General features: G+C 47.3%; 14 protein-coding genes and 1 tRNA gene. 11 read left to right on the top strand and 4 right to left on the bottom strand.

Features of this window, described 5'->3' with window-relative positions:
• Nucleotides 1-225 precede the first annotated feature (225 nt).
• A complete protein-coding gene (locus V4C51_RS01540) occupies nt 226-2943 on the bottom strand; it encodes a hypothetical protein (protein WP_330924358.1) in 2718 nt (905 codons plus the stop codon).
• Between V4C51_RS01540 and V4C51_RS01535 the strand changes: the two genes are divergently transcribed.
• From V4C51_RS01535 to V4C51_RS01525, 3 genes are all read left to right on the top strand, one after another.
• A complete protein-coding gene (locus tag V4C51_RS01535; RefSeq protein ID WP_330924357.1) occupies nt 2927-3217 on the top strand; it encodes a hypothetical protein in 291 nt (96 codons plus the stop codon). The genes V4C51_RS01540 and V4C51_RS01535 overlap by 17 nt on opposite strands.
• Nucleotides 3218-3869: 652 nt before the next feature.
• Complete coding sequence (locus tag V4C51_RS01530) at nt 3870-6911, top strand: autotransporter domain-containing protein (RefSeq protein ID WP_330924356.1); 3042 nt, start codon at nt 3870-3872, stop codon at nt 6909-6911.
• Between the two features lie 273 nt (nt 6912-7184).
• Nucleotides 7185-7475, top strand: coding sequence for a GIY-YIG nuclease family protein (locus V4C51_RS01525; RefSeq protein ID WP_330924355.1), 291 nt, complete (start codon nt 7185-7187; stop codon nt 7473-7475).
• Between the two features lie 227 nt (nt 7476-7702).
• Here the strand turns inward: V4C51_RS01525 and V4C51_RS01520 are convergent.
• A tRNA-Pro gene (locus tag V4C51_RS01520) sits at nt 7703-7779 on the bottom strand.
• Between the two features lie 210 nt (nt 7780-7989).
• Here V4C51_RS01520 and V4C51_RS01515 point away from each other — a divergent pair.
• From V4C51_RS01515 to V4C51_RS01505, 3 genes are all read left to right on the top strand, one after another.
• Nucleotides 7990-11247 carry a CHY zinc finger protein gene (locus V4C51_RS01515; RefSeq protein ID WP_330924354.1) on the top strand — a complete coding sequence of 1086 codons (3258 nt, stop codon included), beginning with the start codon at nt 7990-7992 and terminating at the stop codon, nt 11245-11247.
• A 464-nt stretch (nt 11248-11711) separates the two neighbouring features.
• Nucleotides 11712-12050 (top strand): P-II family nitrogen regulator, encoded by a 339-nt coding sequence (gene glnK, locus V4C51_RS01510; protein ID WP_330924353.1) that lies wholly within the window; start codon nt 11712-11714, stop codon nt 12048-12050.
• Between the two features lie 154 nt (nt 12051-12204).
• Nucleotides 12205-13458 carry an ammonium transporter gene (locus V4C51_RS01505; RefSeq protein ID WP_330924352.1) on the top strand — a complete coding sequence of 418 codons (1254 nt, stop codon included), beginning with the start codon at nt 12205-12207 and terminating at the stop codon, nt 13456-13458.
• 176 nt (nt 13459-13634) lie between these two features.
• On the opposite strand, the gene V4C51_RS01500 is transcribed toward V4C51_RS01505, so the two are convergent.
• Nucleotides 13635-14381, bottom strand: coding sequence for an HNH endonuclease family protein (locus tag V4C51_RS01500; RefSeq protein ID WP_330924351.1), 747 nt, complete (start codon nt 14379-14381; stop codon nt 13635-13637).
• Between the two features lie 401 nt (nt 14382-14782).
• Here V4C51_RS01500 and V4C51_RS01495 point away from each other — a divergent pair, with 401 nt between their 5' ends.
• On the top strand, nt 14783-15016 hold the full coding sequence (locus V4C51_RS01495) for a hypothetical protein (protein WP_330924350.1): 234 nt from the start codon (nt 14783-14785) through the stop codon (nt 15014-15016).
• Nucleotides 15017-15165: 149 nt separating this feature from the next.
• Nucleotides 15166-15543, top strand: coding sequence for a hypothetical protein (locus tag V4C51_RS01490; RefSeq protein ID WP_330924349.1), 378 nt, complete (start codon nt 15166-15168; stop codon nt 15541-15543).
• 93 nt (nt 15544-15636) lie between these two features.
• On the opposite strand, the gene V4C51_RS01485 is transcribed toward V4C51_RS01490, so the two are convergent.
• Nucleotides 15637-16032 carry a phnA protein gene (locus V4C51_RS01485; RefSeq protein ID WP_330924348.1) on the bottom strand — a complete coding sequence of 132 codons (396 nt, stop codon included), beginning with the start codon at nt 16030-16032 and terminating at the stop codon, nt 15637-15639.
• Between the two features lie 113 nt (nt 16033-16145).
• Here V4C51_RS01485 and V4C51_RS01480 point away from each other — a divergent pair, with 113 nt between their 5' ends.
• The 3 genes from V4C51_RS01480 to V4C51_RS01470 all read left to right on the top strand — a co-directional run bounded on the left by V4C51_RS01480 (nt 16146) and on the right by V4C51_RS01470 (nt 18233).
• Nucleotides 16146-16814: an N-acetylmuramoyl-L-alanine amidase gene (locus V4C51_RS01480; RefSeq protein WP_330924347.1), complete on the top strand. Its 669-nt coding sequence runs from the start codon at nt 16146-16148 to the stop codon at nt 16812-16814.
• 16 nt (nt 16815-16830) lie between these two features.
• On the top strand, nt 16831-17334 hold the full coding sequence (locus tag V4C51_RS01475; protein ID WP_330924346.1) for a hypothetical protein: 504 nt from the start codon (nt 16831-16833) through the stop codon (nt 17332-17334).
• Between the two features lie 167 nt (nt 17335-17501).
• On the top strand, nt 17502-18233 hold the full coding sequence (locus tag V4C51_RS01470) for a hypothetical protein (RefSeq protein ID WP_330924345.1): 732 nt from the start codon (nt 17502-17504) through the stop codon (nt 18231-18233).
• Nucleotides 18234-18297 lie beyond the last annotated feature (64 nt).

The raw sequence follows: 18297 nt of genomic DNA, 5'->3' as shown, positions 1-18297 counted from the left end.
CACAAGGAATAAGGCTCCGGGCAAGTTAAAAACGGTCAACTGCTGAATGTAGATTCAGTGGTCAGTGCGGTTTATACAATACCTGCGGTAAAAGACTGACTAACCAGTGGATCGCAACCCGCAAAGGGACGACCAGGCAGTGAATAAAAATAATTCGCTGTTCTGAACCAGGATGATTTTTTGCGCTCATTCTTTGCGCGCATTCAGGTCAATCCACGGCAACGTTTACCTCTCACCACTGATAAATCGCGCAATCTCATCAGTGAACTCATCCATTTTTTTTCTATCGATGTCCAGATAGTTGATACTAAACAATGCATAACCTAATAGTTCCCTGATTATGTATTTTGAGAATCGATGTTTTGCTAACTCGTAAATGTTTTTCTCATCATCCATCAAGAAGTGGCTTGGCCCATCAACTTCAATACATACCCCTTTTGAAGTGGGTTCTGACTCTATGTAAATATCAACAGGAAATAGCATAATGGGCTGTTCTGATCTGACGATTATATGATTATCCTTTAGTTTTTCTCTGATTTCTTTCAACACATTTTTCTGGTCGTCAGAAATTATATCTATCTCCTCTATACTCTTCATTTCCTTTGTGCTTTTTAACGCCTTTATCTCCCTTATTTCCTTTTTACTCAGCTTCACCCTTTTATAGAACATCTTAGTGAACGCAATTTGCCAGCAAGCTATTTGATAATCTTCTTTTTTATCAAGATGATCAATATTATTAAGGCACTCAAATAAAGATATAACGTTATCATTAACGTATTTGACACCGTACTTCTCCATCGTAGCGAATTTCAAAAGGGCAACACACCAGCAAAACCAGCCTTTACAGCTTCCGTTGATAAGGTCATGATTATCCATCATTGAGGCAGCGAGTTCGATACCTTCTTCAATACTTTCATCGGATGACAACGTCAGCTGACAAAGAACTTTCAATAAAAACAGCCCACAATCATCATCACGTTCATTGCATTGTTTATAAGCTTTTATTAACTTTACAACAAGCGCTTCAGATTCATAACCGCGCCATTTGCTCAATCCATTCGCTGCCATTTCCAATCGCGTTACCGGCCAGCTTGACAGATCGGCTTTAGCTATCTGACCGGCGATGTTTTTCAGGGCACCCTGTACATCAACACTGTCTGCTTTGCTCAACCCATTGGCCATCATTGCCAAATGCTGCGCTGTCCACTCCATGACTGACAGATCAGCTGTCGCTAGTTGACAGGCCACTTTTCCTAGGGCGGCCTGGACTGTAGGGCCATCCGCCTTGATAAAACCATGGGTGATCATTGCCAGGTGCTTTACTGACCAGTCTGACAGATTTCTTTTAATCACCTGAGCCGCGATTTTTTTCAGGGCACCTGCCACTCGCTGTCCACCTGCCTTGCCCAACGCATTGGCTATCATAGCCAACTGCCCAACCAGCCAGCCTGACAGATCGGTGCTGCCCACCTGAGCGGCGATGTATTTCAGGGCGTCCTGTACATCATGGTCACTATTTGCCTTGCTCAACCCATTGGCGAGCATTGTCAAGTGCCGCACTGCCCGGTTTGACAGATCACTTTGGAGTACCTGGCAGGCAATGTTTTTCAGGGCACCCTTTACAACTCCCTTTACAACGACAACATTACCCTCCGCCTTGCTCAACCCATTAGCCATAATTGCCAAATCTGAGATTGACCACCGTGACAGACTGATTTTGCCTACCTGAGCGGCGATGTATTTCAGGGCTTCCTGTGCCTCACCGCTGTTGTCTTTGCTCAACGCATTGGCCAATGTTACCAAGAACTGCACTGAACAACTCCTGTCTGACAGATTGGTGTTAAGCACCTGAGCCGCGACTTTTTTCATAGCGTGTGTCACTCGCTGGCCATTCGCCTTGCTCAATCCATTGGCTATCATTGCCAAATGCTTTAGCTGCCAGCCTGACAGATCGGTGTTAAGCACCTGGCCGGCGATTTTTTTCAGGGCGTCCAGCGCGCCATCACCCTTCACCTTGCCCAAACCATTGGCCATAACTGCCAGGCACGACCCTTGCCAGCCTGACAGATTGGTTTTAAACACCTGCGCCGCGATTTTTCTCAGGGCGTTCTGTACATCATCACCTTCCGCCTTGCTCAGCCCATTGACCGTCATGGTCAAATACCGCTCTGTCCAGTCCCTGCCCGACAGGTTGGTGTTGGCCACCTGAGCCGCGATTTTTCTCAGGGCGTTCTGTGCGTCATCACCATCAGCCTTGCTCAATCCACTGGCCATCATTGCCAAATGATTTATCTGCCAGTTTGACAGATACCTTTTGCCCACCTGGCGGGCAATTTTTTTCAAGGCTTGCCTCACTCGTTCGCCATCCGCCTTGCTCAGCGCAATGGCCATCATTGCCAGGGACTGCTCTGTCCACTCCCAGCCTGACAAATCGATTTTGGCCACATGACCGGCGATTTTTTTCAAGGCGTCCTGTATAGCATCACCATCGGCCTTGCTCAAACCGTTGGCCACCATTGCCAAATACCGGGCTGGCCAGTTCCTGCTTGACAGGTCGGTTTTGATCAAATGACTGGCGATTTTTTTCAGGGCACCGTGTACATCATCACTATCGACCTTACTTAACCCATTGGTCACCATTGCCAAATCTATTACCAGCCACCCTGACAAGTCCCTTTTGAGCACTTCACCGGCTATTTTTTTCAGGGCGTTCTGTACATCATCACCCTCCGCCTTGCTCAACGCATTGGCCAGAATTGCCAAAGACTGCGCTGCCCATTCACTGGTTGACAGATCGATTTTAATCACCTGGGCGGCGATCATTCGAAGAGCGGTTTGGTCATGGGACAACCTGTTTGAGATCAAAGAAAGCGCTTTAGCTGAATGAAAATCTTGACAATTGGGGTCATGTTTTTTGATAGCGTCAATGGTATCTTCTACCACATTATTTCTTTTACTTGCCTTAGCCCTTTTAGATTCTTTTATTATTTCCGCATTTTCTATGCTAAAAACAAAACATTCTTTCCTGCTTTTTTTGCTCATGAAATGCCCTGACCCAGCAGACCATGCCCCGGCCCCGCGCTTCTTACCAGGCACCTCTTCTGATCTTATGAATACAGCGCTTTTTTCTTTTTCGGGAACAGCTTGGCAAACAGCGCAAAAAAAAATTAACAATAATGTGAGTGCTGGCAATTTACATCAGAATACCTACGGATAGTGAACAACAGAAAACGCGGATATTCTTGCCTCCTTAATCTTGCAAGGTTGTAGGGTCGTTTTTTTCGATACCCATCAATACCACGCTATGACAAAAACCAGGCAGCCAGGTGGGGGGGGGCTATGAAAAGCAGCCCCACACTTGCCACCAGTCAGATAAATAGCCTCAACAGAGCACTCGCCTGTGGTCAGACTGCGGCACCTTTAAGGACAGTAATGAACAGTGTAGTCACTTTAAAAAAATTTACCTCACCCCTAATTCAGGCTCCTGGTTGCCAGTGTCGTTTAGGCAATACCTGCAAAAAGAACTGAATAGGCCCACCCACGCATTTGATTCGCTATCCATTCACTGTTGCCTGAGGGTGAGAAGCCAATCTATTTTGGCTGCAGTACTCTTTTGATGGGTTGAAAAACGTTCATCAGGGCGCCATAAAAATTCAGCATTTTCATTTTTACTGATCAAAAGAATGAAGGGTGTTTAAAAAAATCATTCGCGCCGCATTATTGTCATCTATAATTGGCAGTTTGTTAGGAATAGGTAGCGTTTATTAAGAATAATTACACATTTTCTGGAGTCTATGGAATATAAAGGTATTTTGATCAGTGGATAAAAATAACTTCAACATAATGGACTTTTGAAATGGAGGTATGTCGTGAAAAATCAATTAATTACCTTGTTAAACAAACAAGGCGGGCGGTACTTTTTTGCCGTGGTGACAGTTATTTTTTGTGGCTTGTCAGTGATGTTGCTTGCTTCACCTACTGAGGATGGGGATAGCAAGCGTCAAGAAAATGCTGATGACAATACGCCTACCGTCTATTTGAGTAAATCGCCAGAGTCGGCACCCCACTCTTTAGTTTTGCCCCCCGATTTAGTTTTGCCCCCCGATTCATGCCCAAGTTCATATGACGAACAAAGTCGGTATGTGTACCGAAGCTATGATTCAAAATTTCCAAGCTTGGTTAACTTTTTGCGGAAAGTTACGGCCTCAACTCGTGGAGATAATCCTGAAACGGATAAATTAGTTGACGCGCTTGCTGAACGACTTAAACAACGTGAGTCGAAAGCCACTCGTCAACAGGCAAATCAGCCTGATGATAGCCACGATAGTGTTTCATGTGACGAATCAGGCGCTGAAACCTCTTCTTTTGTTGGACATGAAGATTATAACAGCCGACCCACATCACTTCATAATCAGCCATTGAGTACATCATTGCCTGAGCTGTTTGATGAGCAAGGGAGCTCAGTTTCTACTGTAGGGAGTGAAGACCTGGAATTTATGCGCGATGCCCACAAGGACGTTGCCAACAGGCTTGCGCCCAAAATTCAAGAGCTGGAAGAGGATCGGGCGGTTATAGAAGAACAGCTGGAGGCGATGAGGTCAGAATTAGCGAAATCACAAAAAGAACTTAATCGCTATGTGCAAAAGCACGAGGGCAAAAAACAGGCCACAGCCGCACAGGATAAAGCCCTTGCCCCCGAACAAAGCAATCAAGCCCCAACAAATGGTGCTGAACACAGCGCTGTAACTGATTCCGCAACCCGCTCTGAAACGGGTTCTGCAACCAGCTCTGTGGATCATAAAGCGTTGACAGCCTTCACTGACTCCAGCACTGATGAAATGCCCCCGATCTCTCCACGCTTCAGGGGAAAATGCATTGAAGATTTGCGAGATGAGCGGGTTGCGCAAGTGGCCGAAAGAGACCAACGATTGTTAGGAATAAACAGGGCGCATGAAGACCATAACCAGCACTCGGACGCACATTCTGATACCACAAGCACCGTATCAATAAACTCTGGCGCCTCCCATGGGCAACATGCCATTGAAAACCACAATGATAACGAGCAATCCCCCTCGGACGGTAGTATGTCCGCCGCTGGTAGTGCCAGCTCCAGTGCAGTAAACGCGTTTGTTGAACAGACTATTGAAGCGGCCAAACGTCAATTACTCAACGAGAAGCAAGAAGATAAGGCGCAACGTTTAGTTGATGGGTCAGATACCCGCCAGGAGACACAGGCTGCTCCCTATGGCGCGGAATCAAAAGACTACATTGACATTTTCCTGGAAGAGGCGACTCAACTCAGCTTTTCATCGTTTGCAAGCGGTGCCTCTGTTCCGCGGGTGGCGTCAAATCCGGCTCAAAGGTCGAAATCTGATAGTGGTCCAGTCCAAATAGCATTTAGCGAAACTTCTGGTATCACATTGTCGAGAGTAAGTGGGAGTAGTATAAACCCTCAAAGCCTTCCAGAGTCTTCTGATGATGGTTCAACAGAAGAGACAGAACTATCGAGCCAGCTAACGTCCGACGACGATATTTTTCCAGATGACAGTGTGTCTAATAGTGGATTGTCCCGAGATAATCAGGCTGAAAATGGACAACACCCTGATAAGGGCAGCGGCAGCCTATCAGACTTTCTGGCCTCTTTGCCTTCAAAAGACAAAGTGTTAGCGTGGTTTAGCAGATCATCAGACAAACCAGAAATACCAGGCGATAATACCGGCGACGATACGGATGATGATACGGAGCAAAAAGACCACTCGGTCCACTCGGTCCACTCGGATCACGGAGATCACGGAGATCACGGAGATCACGGAGATATTAGTACTCAAAAGTCAGGCTCTGAGGATGAAACGGATGCTGACAGTCAAACATCCTATGCCAGCACAAAAACTGACACCACGGCATCGGATATCAGCACAGCCGTTGACGACAAAATGGCTCAATCAGACACTGTACCAGAGCCACCGGCCAATAGTGTATCAACCCATTTGCTGCAAAATGGCGCGATCATTCGCCAAAGTGCGGATGTGCTCAAAGAAAGCCAGAGAGGCATTGATAACCACTCGAGCAAAAAAACACGTGGGGTCAATGCAGGAGATGAGATGGAAACAGATGGCTTCTGGATGCGTTACATCCGCAGCAACAGCCATCAGGCTACCCGGGGAGATTTCAACGGGTTTAATGGCCGCATCGAGGGTATGACCTTTGGCGTTGATTCGACGACTGACGAGCAGTGGGGCATGGGTGTAGCGTTTACTGCGGCGAAAACGACCCTGAGCGCAAAAGGGGCTGCTGAGTCCAGCAAGGGAGAGCACTGTGTCATATCGTTATATACGCGTTGGCTTGTTGATAGCTGGTTTGCCAATGGCGTACTGAGTTATGCCCATGGCAAGCATGACTACAAGCCACGGGTGGATGGTATTAACCGTCAATCATCTGCCAACAGTAATACCCTGGGACTAACGCTGAGCAGCGGTTGCAACCTGCCTCTTAACCAACAATGGACGCTGCAGCCAAAAGCGGTATTCAGTCTGATCAAAGCGGACCTGACTGATAGTAAAGTGGACAGCATCAATACCCACCTCAAGGCAAAGGATACCACCTTTGCTGAATTTGGCCTCGGTGCCAGTGTGATGGGCGAAATGCCATTTCGTACAGGCATACTCATGCCCAATGCCTGGTTGATGGGGTATTATGACGGCAATGGCCGTGCTTATGAGGGTACGGTTGTGAGCACCACATACTCTGAGCGACGTAAAGGCATGAAACCCCAAAAGACACGTCTGTCGGCAGGAATGGGGGCCAGGTATGCCGTCGATAATAACCTGACACTTGGTTTTGAATACGGTGGCGACTTTAAGCCGGGGTATAAGGCCGACGCATTGCGCTTGAAGTTCAACTATATGTTTTAGTGAAGTGGTCTAATGACTTAGGACACCTCGTTAAGCACAATAGTGCTACCAGTGACGAGGTAACGAATGGCAAAGCGGAATATCTCCGTCATCCTGTACAGGGAATGTACAGGAACCATGCGCCAGGGACAGGGCAATCTATCAAGATATTTAGCACCCAACCATTCACCTCCCTGTGACATAGATCCCGTACACTCCCTGTACGGGATGACGGCGAAGAAAATCGCCCAGCAGGCACTGCTATAATGCCACAATTTACACTACTATCCGCCTATGCCAAAACAGTTTGCCGTCTACATCCTTGCCAGCCAGCCGAGAGGGACTCTTTACATTGGTGTCACCAGTAACCTGGTGCAACGGATGTGGCAGCACCGGAATAAAAGCACTCCTGGCTTTACCGAACGGTATGCTGTAGAAAAGCTGGTATGGTATGAAATGCAACCGGATAGTCAACAAGCCATTAAGCGTGAAAAGCAGCTTAAACAATGGAAACGAGACTGGAAAATCCGGCTGATTGAACAGAGTAATTGTTGCTGGGATGATTTATGGAAGACGCTGCTTTAAATGAAACACTCAATACTCGATAATGCCTTACAGACAATGCTCCACGCAGAAAGAAAATTGACCTTGAAAGCCGGGGAACCATACGTGACCGCATTAACCGTGCAGAAAAAAAAGGCCTTATTTTACCATTCCAAAAGTCTCAAACCAGGTTTCCGGCTACATCCGAACCCAGTCCGAACCGGTAGCTTTACCACCAAGGGTTTATTTCCTGAAACCCTTGATTTTAGTGGTCGGTGTGGGAGGATTTGAACCTCCGACCCCTGCCTCCCGAAGGCAGCGCACTACCAGGCTGTGCTACACACCGTAATTTTCACTACCCATTCATCATCGGGCCGAACGTAAGTATCGTATGCATTTGACATTTATTGTCAACAGCTTATGGCCGGGTTAAAACCCTGTGGCGACAGAGACCGCTCACCCCGACAAATATGTTCTAAAAAATAATCAATTGTTCGATCAACTCTTGACTACACTGTTCACCACTTCAGAAAAAAAATGATAGACGGATTACGAAATGGGCAGATTTTATAAAGCCTCCTGGCTATGGCACGTATTAATTTTTGCTTTATTAATAGGTGTATCAATCTGCCAGGGGCGTGTGCTTATTCAGTACAGTAACCCACCGAATGAGCTTTCGTTTGGCACTTGCTTCTACCTTGACAGTTCACAATCAGCAGAAAAAAAGCATACCGTTGATTTGCTCATTGAACCTGATAAACCAACCTCCGGTGATGATGATTATGTCATCTGTTCTACCAGAGCGCTTGAGGGCAAGGGTGACTTGTTTCCTAATGATGTTGTTATTGATGAGCGTACTAAGCAATGCATCTATTACTATACAGGGCAATCATTAGAAAAAGGATCAAAGGAATTTAAAAAAGAAAAGGGATCAACGCGCGTAATGATGCGTTTTTCCACGGCGGACGCAATGTTTGAGCTTGACATTCCTACTACGAAAGCAATGAGTTCAGGGGGTTATAAAACATTAACATGCCTGGTTCGGCCTTCAGCAGACCCTGACAACCCTAACGATAACAGTGACTGCGCTGGGCTTGGCGTTACCGCTTTAGCGCCCTTGCCAGAGGTGACCTTACCTGATGATGAACCCGCAAAAGAAGTGGAGTATCTCCAGTTATTTCAGGATATGTTTTGCCCCCAGCCTCGCCCGTCTTCCGTTAACCCGGGGCAATTATCCCTCGCTGGTAACGCCGGTAGTCACGGCCATGATGGTCAGCTACCTAAAGAACTTATTATTCTGAAAACCGAAAATGACGAGGATTCGCCCTTGCCGACCATTCCCACCAGTCTGCTTTCCTCGACGACTCCCGGCGCGTTGATCAGTGTTGAACGGTGGCATCATTTTTTTAAAGCGACCCATCGCCATAAAGACCAGCAGGGCAGTGGGGCTTCTGGTTATTCCGGCGCCAGTAGCGGTTCGTTTCACACCTATAGTTTAAAAGAAGAAGCCAGTACCGAGTACTTTGAGCAGGCATCCGCAGGCGTATTTCGTCAGAAAACGGTTACTACCAAAGAAACAATAACCAGCTGGAGCGACCAGGGTGCCTGTTTTACCGCCAACCCTGAAGCGTTCTCTCAGGATGATTCGCTTCGGACAAGCATGAGAGAATGGGTGAATTGGTTTTCACGTAAAATAATAAACGTCGAGTCAGTGAGTGATCATGAGCGAGCCTGTTTTAAACAAGCTCTGGATTATTTTGGGCAAGCGCTGCTATTAACTTACGGCATCGTCTACGGAAAGAGAATCGTTGATTTTATCGATCAATACCACTATGGGCACCTTCCAGAAAATGCGCTCATCAGACTTGCGGTCAACTATTACACGCTAACGACGAGTTCCTTTCCCCACAGCCCTGCCAACCCACCTTTTGATCAATGGCAACAGACCTCTTACCGTGATCAGCACAGCTCTGTTCCGCTTTCCCAGCGGTCAGTACCCTATGGAACCCATGCGGCTGACTCGCAACAGAGCGACATTCACGGAGGCGCGAGACCAAAAACCAGGCGCCCGGCAGCGCCTGAGAATAACGGCACGCCTACCCACTTAAGCGGTAACGTCTATACCACCCTCGGCTCTGATTGTGCCACTGGCATTGACCCAAAGTTTTTGTCCCTGCATTCGCAGGATGACTATTACAAGGACGTTGATAAAGTGAAAGCCGATTTAAAAAACAGAGCCGTGGATAGGAGCGGTTTTACGAAAGAACGATACGATGCTGGTTCGTTGCTGCCCTCTGACTACCAAAATGCGGGCAACAGTGGGCTGTATGCATATAACACGGCTGATCTACCCCCGTGTCCTACCGTCGCGGCCGCTGCCTACCAATCGCCGCCCCCTGACCAAAGTTGGGGTGACGGGTGTCTGTCTGCATCTGCATATAACAGTATTGATCTACCGCTACCGCCGTTTCCTGCCGTCGCGGCCACTGCCCACCAATCGCTGCCCCCTGACCAAAGTTATAATAGTGTTGACCTACCGTCACCGCCGTTTTCCATCGTCACAGCCGATCCCGGTTATCATGGGCGGCCCCGGGCTTCTGTCGGCTCACGGGTACAGCAATCAGGCAACCCGGCAGCCGCTGCCAGAGCCCATCAACAGCCGTTTATGTCAATGCCATATCGTTCAACAGGCGTTGCTGAAGGTTTTCCGGCTGCGCCCTCTGGTACTGGCTACGCCTCTTATTCCCAGCATCCAAAAAAATCACCGGAGGCTACAAAGGCAACCGGCACCGGTGCACATCGGAGAGATGTTGAAATACCCGGTCGTGCCGAGGCAGCATCCCATGTCAAAAACCCGAAAAGACGCCAACCCGATGCGCCTGTCCCTGCTTCTGATAATGCTGCTAGTGGCAGCGATTCATGGGCCGCAGAACTGATCCAGATAATTAATGCAGCGTCTGACAAGGCAGAACGCAGGCTAAAGAGAGACCCTGTAAGTGAGGGACAACTGAGTCAAAGTCAGCGAGAACAGTATCGGAGAGCTGACCAAGCCTTCTCCGTGTATCAAACACCGGAAAGTCCTGAGACTCGCGCAGCAAGGGAGGAAGAGGAAGAGAGAAAGGAATTTGACAGAGAAATGGCACGGAAAGAACGGGAAATAAGAGCAGAACGGGCAAGAAAGAAAAGAGAGGCGGAAGCGAGAGAGTTGGATCATGCTGAATCATGGCCAGAAAAGCAAGAAGCCATTACCGGCAAGAGTATCTGGCTTTGCGAGCACTACCAGCGACACTGCCGGGTAAAATTTCCCTGTTGCAACGATTTTTATTCTTGCCATCGCTGTCACAATAACAGTAAGAACTGTGACAACGAAGAGGCCAAGGCATCCCATGCGACCCACTACAAATGCAATTATTGTCATAACGAGGCGGAAATTGGAGAAGGCTCCCAAAAATGTAAGCGCTGTACAGCTACAATGTCGGCCTACTTTTGTCCAACTTGCAAGCATTTCACCAGCATTGATAAAAACCCTTACCACTGTGAAAAATGCGGGATTTGCCGAATTCACAAAGATAAGTCTTTCCACTGTGATGTATGCAATGTTTGCCTGGATAAGAGACTTGAAGGAAAACATAAATGCCGACCCGACTCAGGGCACGATGAGTGCTGCATTTGTCTTGAGGATGCTTTTTCGGGCTGCCAGATCTTACCTTGCTCCCATAAAGTACACCGGGAATGCGCGATAGCCATGATTCAAAATGGCATTAGAACCTGTCCGGTTTGTCGTCACCCCCTCTACTCGCCTGCTCCAGACTAAAAATGAAACGCTTGGCTTAACACAGCTTGGAGATATGCACAGGGATAGTGCAAAAAACACGTAAAGATCATGTTGTGTTTGATAATGACGCAAGACGTTAAATGACATTCAAATGCAGCGTTGATTAATCAAGCATAATAGCGTTTGGCATATTTTTTGCTCCTCTCTTGATAGCATCATTTATAGGGATATTGGCTAGGAGCCTGTTGGATCTATGCTTTCGAGCATAAAATTCAGTAGGGCGAGTCAGAATTTTCGATCAATTTGTGCGAATAGTTGACCTATTTAAGCAAATTGATCGGAAATTCTGGCCGCACTTTCTCACGCTTTCTGAATTTTAGGCCGAAATTGTCTTAAGTCCGACAGGCTCCTGGCTTAACCGCTAAGCGCAGGCTGGCTTGTGCTTTATCCTTTGGCTGAGGGAAGCCGCAATCACTGACTATCACTTTCAGGAGACAAAACCTATGAAGTTGGTTTCTGCCATTATCAAACCGTTTAAACTCGATGATGTGCGCGAGTCCTTGTCGGATATTGGTGTTCAGGGCATTACTGTCACTGAGGTAAAAGGGTTTGGTCGGCAAAAGGGCCATACTGAGCTTTATCGGGGTGCAGAGTATGTGGTTGATTTTTTGCCGAAGGTCAAAATTGAAGTCGCTATCTCTGAACAATTACTGGACCAGGTGATAGAAGCCATTGCCAAAGCAGCCAATACCGGCAAAATTGGTGACGGTAAGATTTTCGTGACAGCGTTGGAACAGGCCATTCGCATCCGCACCGGTGAGACCGGGGTTGACGCCATTTAACAGGGTCAGTGATTGCCTTGAATACCCATTAGCGAACATAACATTTTCGCTGGCTGATCCACCCACGTATTGAGGCAAATTGAGGCAAAGTGTTTTTCTCAACAAACACTGAACAATTCAAATAAAAGGTCACTTTCATTGCTGGTAGGGGTTCATGAATAATTTAGTACAGTTGTCGTATGCGCTTGATACATTCTATTTTTTGATGTGTGGTGCCCTGGTCATGTGGATGGCAGCAGGTTTTGCCATGCTTGAAGCCGGATTGGTAAGATCGAAAAACACGGTGGAAATACTCACCAAAAACGTGGTGCTGTTTGCCATCGCTTGCACGTTGTATTTATTATGCGGCTATCAGATTATGTATCCCGGTACAAATTCTGGTGGGGTTATCCCGGTGTTGGGGACGCTGCTAGGCGCGGAACACTCTGTTGAAGCGGTACTGGCAGGCGGCGACGACGCGCCTTATTACTCCCAGCGCTCTGATTTTTTCTTTCAGGTCGTTTTTGTGGCAACGGCAATGTCAATTGTTTCTGGTGCCGTCGCTGAGCGAATGAAACTCTGGTCATTTCTTCTCTTTGCTGTCTTTATGACCGGCTTTATTTATCCGGTGCAGGGGTTTTGGAAGTGGGGTGGCGGTTTTCTTGATAATCACGGCTTTTTGGATTTTGCCGGCTCTGGAGTGGTGCATTTAGCCGGCGCATCCGCGGCACTGGCAGGTGTTTTGTTGCTTGGGCCGCGTAAAGGTAAATACGGTGCAAAGGGGACGGTCAATGCCATTCCAGGCTCTAACTTACCCCTGGCGACACTGGGTACTTTCATTTTATGGTTAGGCTGGTTTGGTTTTAATGGGGGCTCTCAGTTAAAACTGACGGGTGTAGAAAATGCTAATGCTGTCGCCCAGATTTTTGTTAATACCAATGCCGGAGCGGCTGGCGGTGTCATTGCTGCCTTGATTATCTCACGCTTGTTGTTTGGTAAGGCTGACCTCACCATGGTGCTTAATGGTGCATTGGCTGGACTGGTTGCCATTACCGCAGAACCCTCAACACCCACCGCTTTGAATGCAACCTTGATAGGCGCGTTAGGTGGGCTGCTGGTTGTCGTTTCCATACTTGCTCTGGATAAGTGGCGAATTGATGATCCAGTTGGCGCTATTTCGGTGCATGGGGTTGGCGGTATCTGGGGGCTTCTGGCGGTTCCGTTAACGAACGCGGAAGCAACGTTGAGTGCCCAGTTGCTCGGCATTGGTACAATTTTCTTTTGGGTATTTTTGACGTCGGTGCTCGTTTGGGGAGCCATCAAGATAACGGTTGGCATCCGTATCAGTGAGGAAGAGGAATATGTCGGTGCGGATGTCACTGAGTGTGGTGTTGAGGCTTATCCAGAGTTTACTGAAGGGGTCAAATGACTCAGGAGGTCTTCAGGGGATTTAGGGGATTTAGGGGATTTAGGGGATTTAGGGGATTTAGGGGATTTAGAAAGTGCGATTGGTATCAGGTGGTGGATAGTGAAATAACGCGCTGTTAAGTGAATGGAATGGGGGCTCCAGCCGGAGCCTACAACAGGGCAGCGCAAAAATACAGATTATATTAATGGTGTGCGGCAGTTGCCCTGCTTAAACAGTCCCTTCAGCTTGTTCTTCTCATCGCCACTGAGTTCCAATCCGTACGTCTGAACTACCCGTGTAAACCTGAGCAGGTACTGGCAGTGGTAAGCTTTATCTGGCGGCATCCAGTCCCATGGCGCTTTAGCGCCTTTCTGCCGGTTAGCAGCGGCCTCTACGGCGAGCAGATTGGCAGGGTCGTTAGCGATTTTCTCCCGCTTGCTCTGGGACCACTTCGCCGCGCCATGTTCCCACTCCCACTTCAGCGGGACAATATGGTCAATGTCCAGTTCAGAAGATTTGTAGAAGGTTTTGCCGGTATAGGGATCAAACCAGCGCCCTCTTTCCACCGTACACTTATTTTTTCCGGTATCGATGGTGGAGGTACTGAGTCGTTTCAGGGTTTCATGGCGGGTATTCATGCAATCATTGGGGTCGTCCCCCTTTCCCCAACCTTTCCCGAACTTGTCACGGGAGTAGCCACCGCTTTGGATTGCAGTCTTTGCCTTAGCCCGGTTTGTTGAGGAGTGGCTGCCACCTGGTAAACGACCACCGGAGTGCAAGCATTCATCCATGGTTGAGTAACTGGTGTATTTGGTAGTGCGGTTATAGTACGAGGTGCCTGGGTTATGGCAGATCCCACTTGATGACTTCTTGATAACTTCCGCTGCACTGATACCATAAGACAGAAAGATCAGTAGCAACATCCATTTCTGAAAGTTTATCATGACAAACCCCTGTCAAATCCAGTAAGATTAGAGCAAATCTTACCAGATCTACCCTGAAAAAAATTCATTGATACTCCCTGACGCTAGACTGACAAAAAGTATCGAGAGGTATAACCTGACACTTTTAAGACTGCTTCTTAGCACTCGTCAGAAGCGGCTAACGCTTAAACCCATCTGCTATTTATTTTCGCCTGGAAGAGCTGCATGGCAAGGTCATTGGAGTAAATCTCAAGAATGTGGTATCAACCTGTTTGAAATATGACCAGAAAAAGGTAGTTTTTATCGACAGTTCCAGCTCATAAAAGACTGTGATCAGCTTCTTGGTTCTGTTCTTTCACTGCATGTTAGTAGCGAACTTTATTTGACTGATTTTGCCAGTTGATTTCCATAAGGAGTGACTGATGCCTGTGTTTCAACGATTATTTGAGAAATGTGCGGCCGACAACAACGGAAAAATAACCTGGCCTTTTAATCAAGGTATTATTGATGATGAATCTGGGACGTGTGCTTCTCTTTGTGCCCACTGGATTAAATACCACAGTAATGACCACCATCTCTCTATTGAGTTGATTAAGAAAAAAAGGGAATTTTTGAAAAAAATTTTCTCAATAAATCTGAGGCTAGACGTATCGTAGCGGTGAATGAACACAGGCAAGGCCGGAGGAAGGACCTGGCTTCTGTTATATCTCAGATGCTGGATATCCAGAGTTGGCTAAAAATTTTCGGTTTACGTCCCCTTGTCCACCCCGTCACTCATAACTATCTTTTTTCATTTAAAAACTGCATGGATGACGCAGTAGCTGATGACTGTTGCACCCAGTCTCACTTGATGGTCAATGCGTTATTAAAATATACGTCATTTTATGTACTTATTGTTGTACATAATACTGATGTCGCCATTGCCGGAACGCATTATTCTGGGACAGGACACGCTCTATGCGCCTGGTTGGGTAATCGACAATCCGATGCGGTCTTTTTTGACCCTAACGAAGGTGAAGTATGGTTTGAACACAGAAGAGAGTTTGCTAAATTTTCACGGGACTATTTTGCGGATTTAATGTTACAACAGCAATGGGCAGAATGGGAACTTTATCCCTTGGCAAAACCAGAGCCTGTTCAGGGCTTTGAAATGGTTTCTCACCCTACACGGAAATTACCATAAAGTCCGTTCCCATCTACTCTCAAAGTATTTTCATTATAGGACACCCATATTTTTAACCATGTAAAAAACCAAGGGTAAATTTATGAGTGTCCTTCAATTTTTTTCCACCCACTGTTCGACATCTTCAGATAAATAAGCATGCTCCAGTAGTTCTGCTGCCCATGGGTGTTGTGCTGAAAGCCTTCTAAGCTGGCGAACCGCTACCACCTGAGCCACAGGTAATGGACTCCAAAGCGTTTTTGTCAGGCAGCGCCAGTACTCAGGTTTTTCATGCTTGGGATTTTCGAGGAAGGTTTTGCAGGTATCACAGGCCATCAGGCAACTGTCCCTGTCAGGTTCTTCGGGCACAGGCGCGATTTCAAGAATATTGAGCGATACGCCAGATACTTCACAAAGCTCGCAAGTGGATCGACTGCGGCGGGTCAGATCTTTTCCCAGCAGATTGAGTGCTTTAAGACGCTCAGTGTGTTTTTTCAATCCTTTTGCCATGATGCTGACTCCAAATGCTTGAGAATACCGCTTTCCTGTGGCGATTTCCTGAAATTCTGTTGAGTTAAGACATTTTTGGGCTGATTATTAAGGGGTTGAAGACGGCTTTTTAAATGATGAATATAATCAAGAAAACCAGTCCAAATTATGATGACAGGGAAATACCTGTTCAATACCTGGTGTTGCATTACACGGCCACTGACCTGGAGCAGACACTGGCCATTTTTCTCAAGAAAAATGGCACTGTATCGTCGCATCTTGTCATTGATCGGGACGGGACTGTTTATGAGTTAGTAAGTTGCCTGGAAGGTAAAGCCAAACGGGCCCGTCATGCCGGTCCGAGTCAGTGGACAGATAATAAGGATTCCCTTGAGGCCTTTAATGACTTTGCCATAGGCATTGAGTTGATAAATTATAATGGCAATCTTTTTGACTATACTGATGCCCAATACAATGCCTTGAATGATGTTCTAAAAATACTTCAGCAGTATTATCCGGCATTGTTAAGCCCTGGCAGGGTGCTAGGCCATGAGCAGGTTTCCGGCTTCAGGGGAAAAGCAGATCCCGGTCTTTGCTTTGACTGGCTACGCTTTTATCAACAATGTTTTCCGGGCCAGGATTACCCCGACAGAATAGGTGTTTGCCCGGTAGAATTACAAATCACCCTTGAACGCTTTAAGGTGACTGAGCCTCAGGAAAAGCAGGCTCGTGCCGCCTATTGGGTATCTGTCAGTAGTGTTCTGGAGACATCCGTTCGGCTCATTCAGGAGGCAAAAAAGTAGCGCTTTATGCTTTCTTATGGGCTGTCGCGCTTATGGCAATCATACTGTGCAATGGGGTAGTCTGAAGAAAGTTAACAATAAATACAGTGTCAGGAGATTGGCCAGGAGCCTGTTGCCCATTGCTGACGCTATTCCTGACCATCTTTGGGAGGGTTTGCCCATGAGCGAAAAACTGTCATTGAATGATGAGTCTTATCTCTGTCTGCTGTGCCTCAAAAACAGCACTGAGCGGATCGCCAAACTTTATATGACATACATTCAGCTTCGGACAAGTAGTGGGCAATCGTCCCCGATACTGTTGGCTATGCTTGGGGTGTTATGCGCAAAAACCCAAAGATTGCAGCGCCATTTATCAGAAAAGTGGCCCGTGTATATGACCGATAAAAAGTGGCATGATCCAGATGAGCAGATGATGCGTCTTCGCGGGTTAAGCGCAGAAAGTCAGGAAGCCCTTGAACAGATCTGCGCGACAGAAATGCGCATGTTGCAGTTGGTGGGTATGATGATCAACCGCTCCTGATCAATGGGGAGTTTATCAGGAGTAAATGCCGCTGTTTTACCATCAGCTATACTAAAAAGCCGCCTCAGCAGCAAAGTACGGGAAATGCGCCTTGGTCGGCGTTTTAGCAGCGAAACGCTGAAAGATACCCGTACTCAAAAATAATTCAGGGTTGTTGAAACGTCATAATGCCTTTACACCGCTCCGCCACTTTGCCCCGCCAGCGTCGTACTCGCTCACTACTTGTGCGCTCCGAATCCCTTCACAAACTGGAAAGCGCAAGTCCTTGTTCGTACAGCCTGGCACAGGCTGCCTTGCGGTTTGCCAAACATCACACGCCCAGAGGCAGCGCTAACCAGGGAGCAGGTCATGTCAAGCAGGCAAAGCCATGGACGCCTTACTTCCCACCAGAAAACCGGGCATTGGTTGCTCAATTACGGTACAGAAGGAAAACAGAAGTCAGTGGAGCAAACGCAGATGACAAATATGTCGAGCTGATTAAGGAAGCTAAAGTTGGCAACTGCACTGAACAATCTTTTCTGGTTTATTATTTCCTGTTACATCAACATAATCCACCAGAGTGCCATATGGTTTCTCTTTCGCCTGGCGACCACGTTTTTGTTGTGCTGAACGAGTCGCCCAATGAAGAATACTTGTTCCCTGATCACTTTAATGACTGGCGTGAAGATGCCGTGATTATTGATGCCTGGGTCGGTATATGCGTAGCGGCCAGGCGCTATCCTGACGTCTGGCGCATGACGCTCGACACAATGGCCGCCATGGGTATTGAACTTTGCCTTGATACTGGAAATGACGAGGGAAGTAGAGATATATACCAATGGTTGGAAGCTAATACACCCTGTTGTCGACAAATGCTGGACGTGAATAAAAAATATCGATTCGGCAAGGAACCAAAGTGATTCAGGTTCTGTTGGCCCTTCATTTATACAAATGTTGTCGTTAATGGGCCGCTAAAAAAGAGCG

This window comes from Candidatus Sororendozoicomonas aggregata, from assembly GCF_031528575.1.
GTDB lineage: Bacteria > Pseudomonadota > Gammaproteobacteria > Pseudomonadales > Endozoicomonadaceae > Endonucleibacter > Endonucleibacter aggregata.
This window is presented reverse-complemented; position numbering and strand designations above follow the sequence as displayed.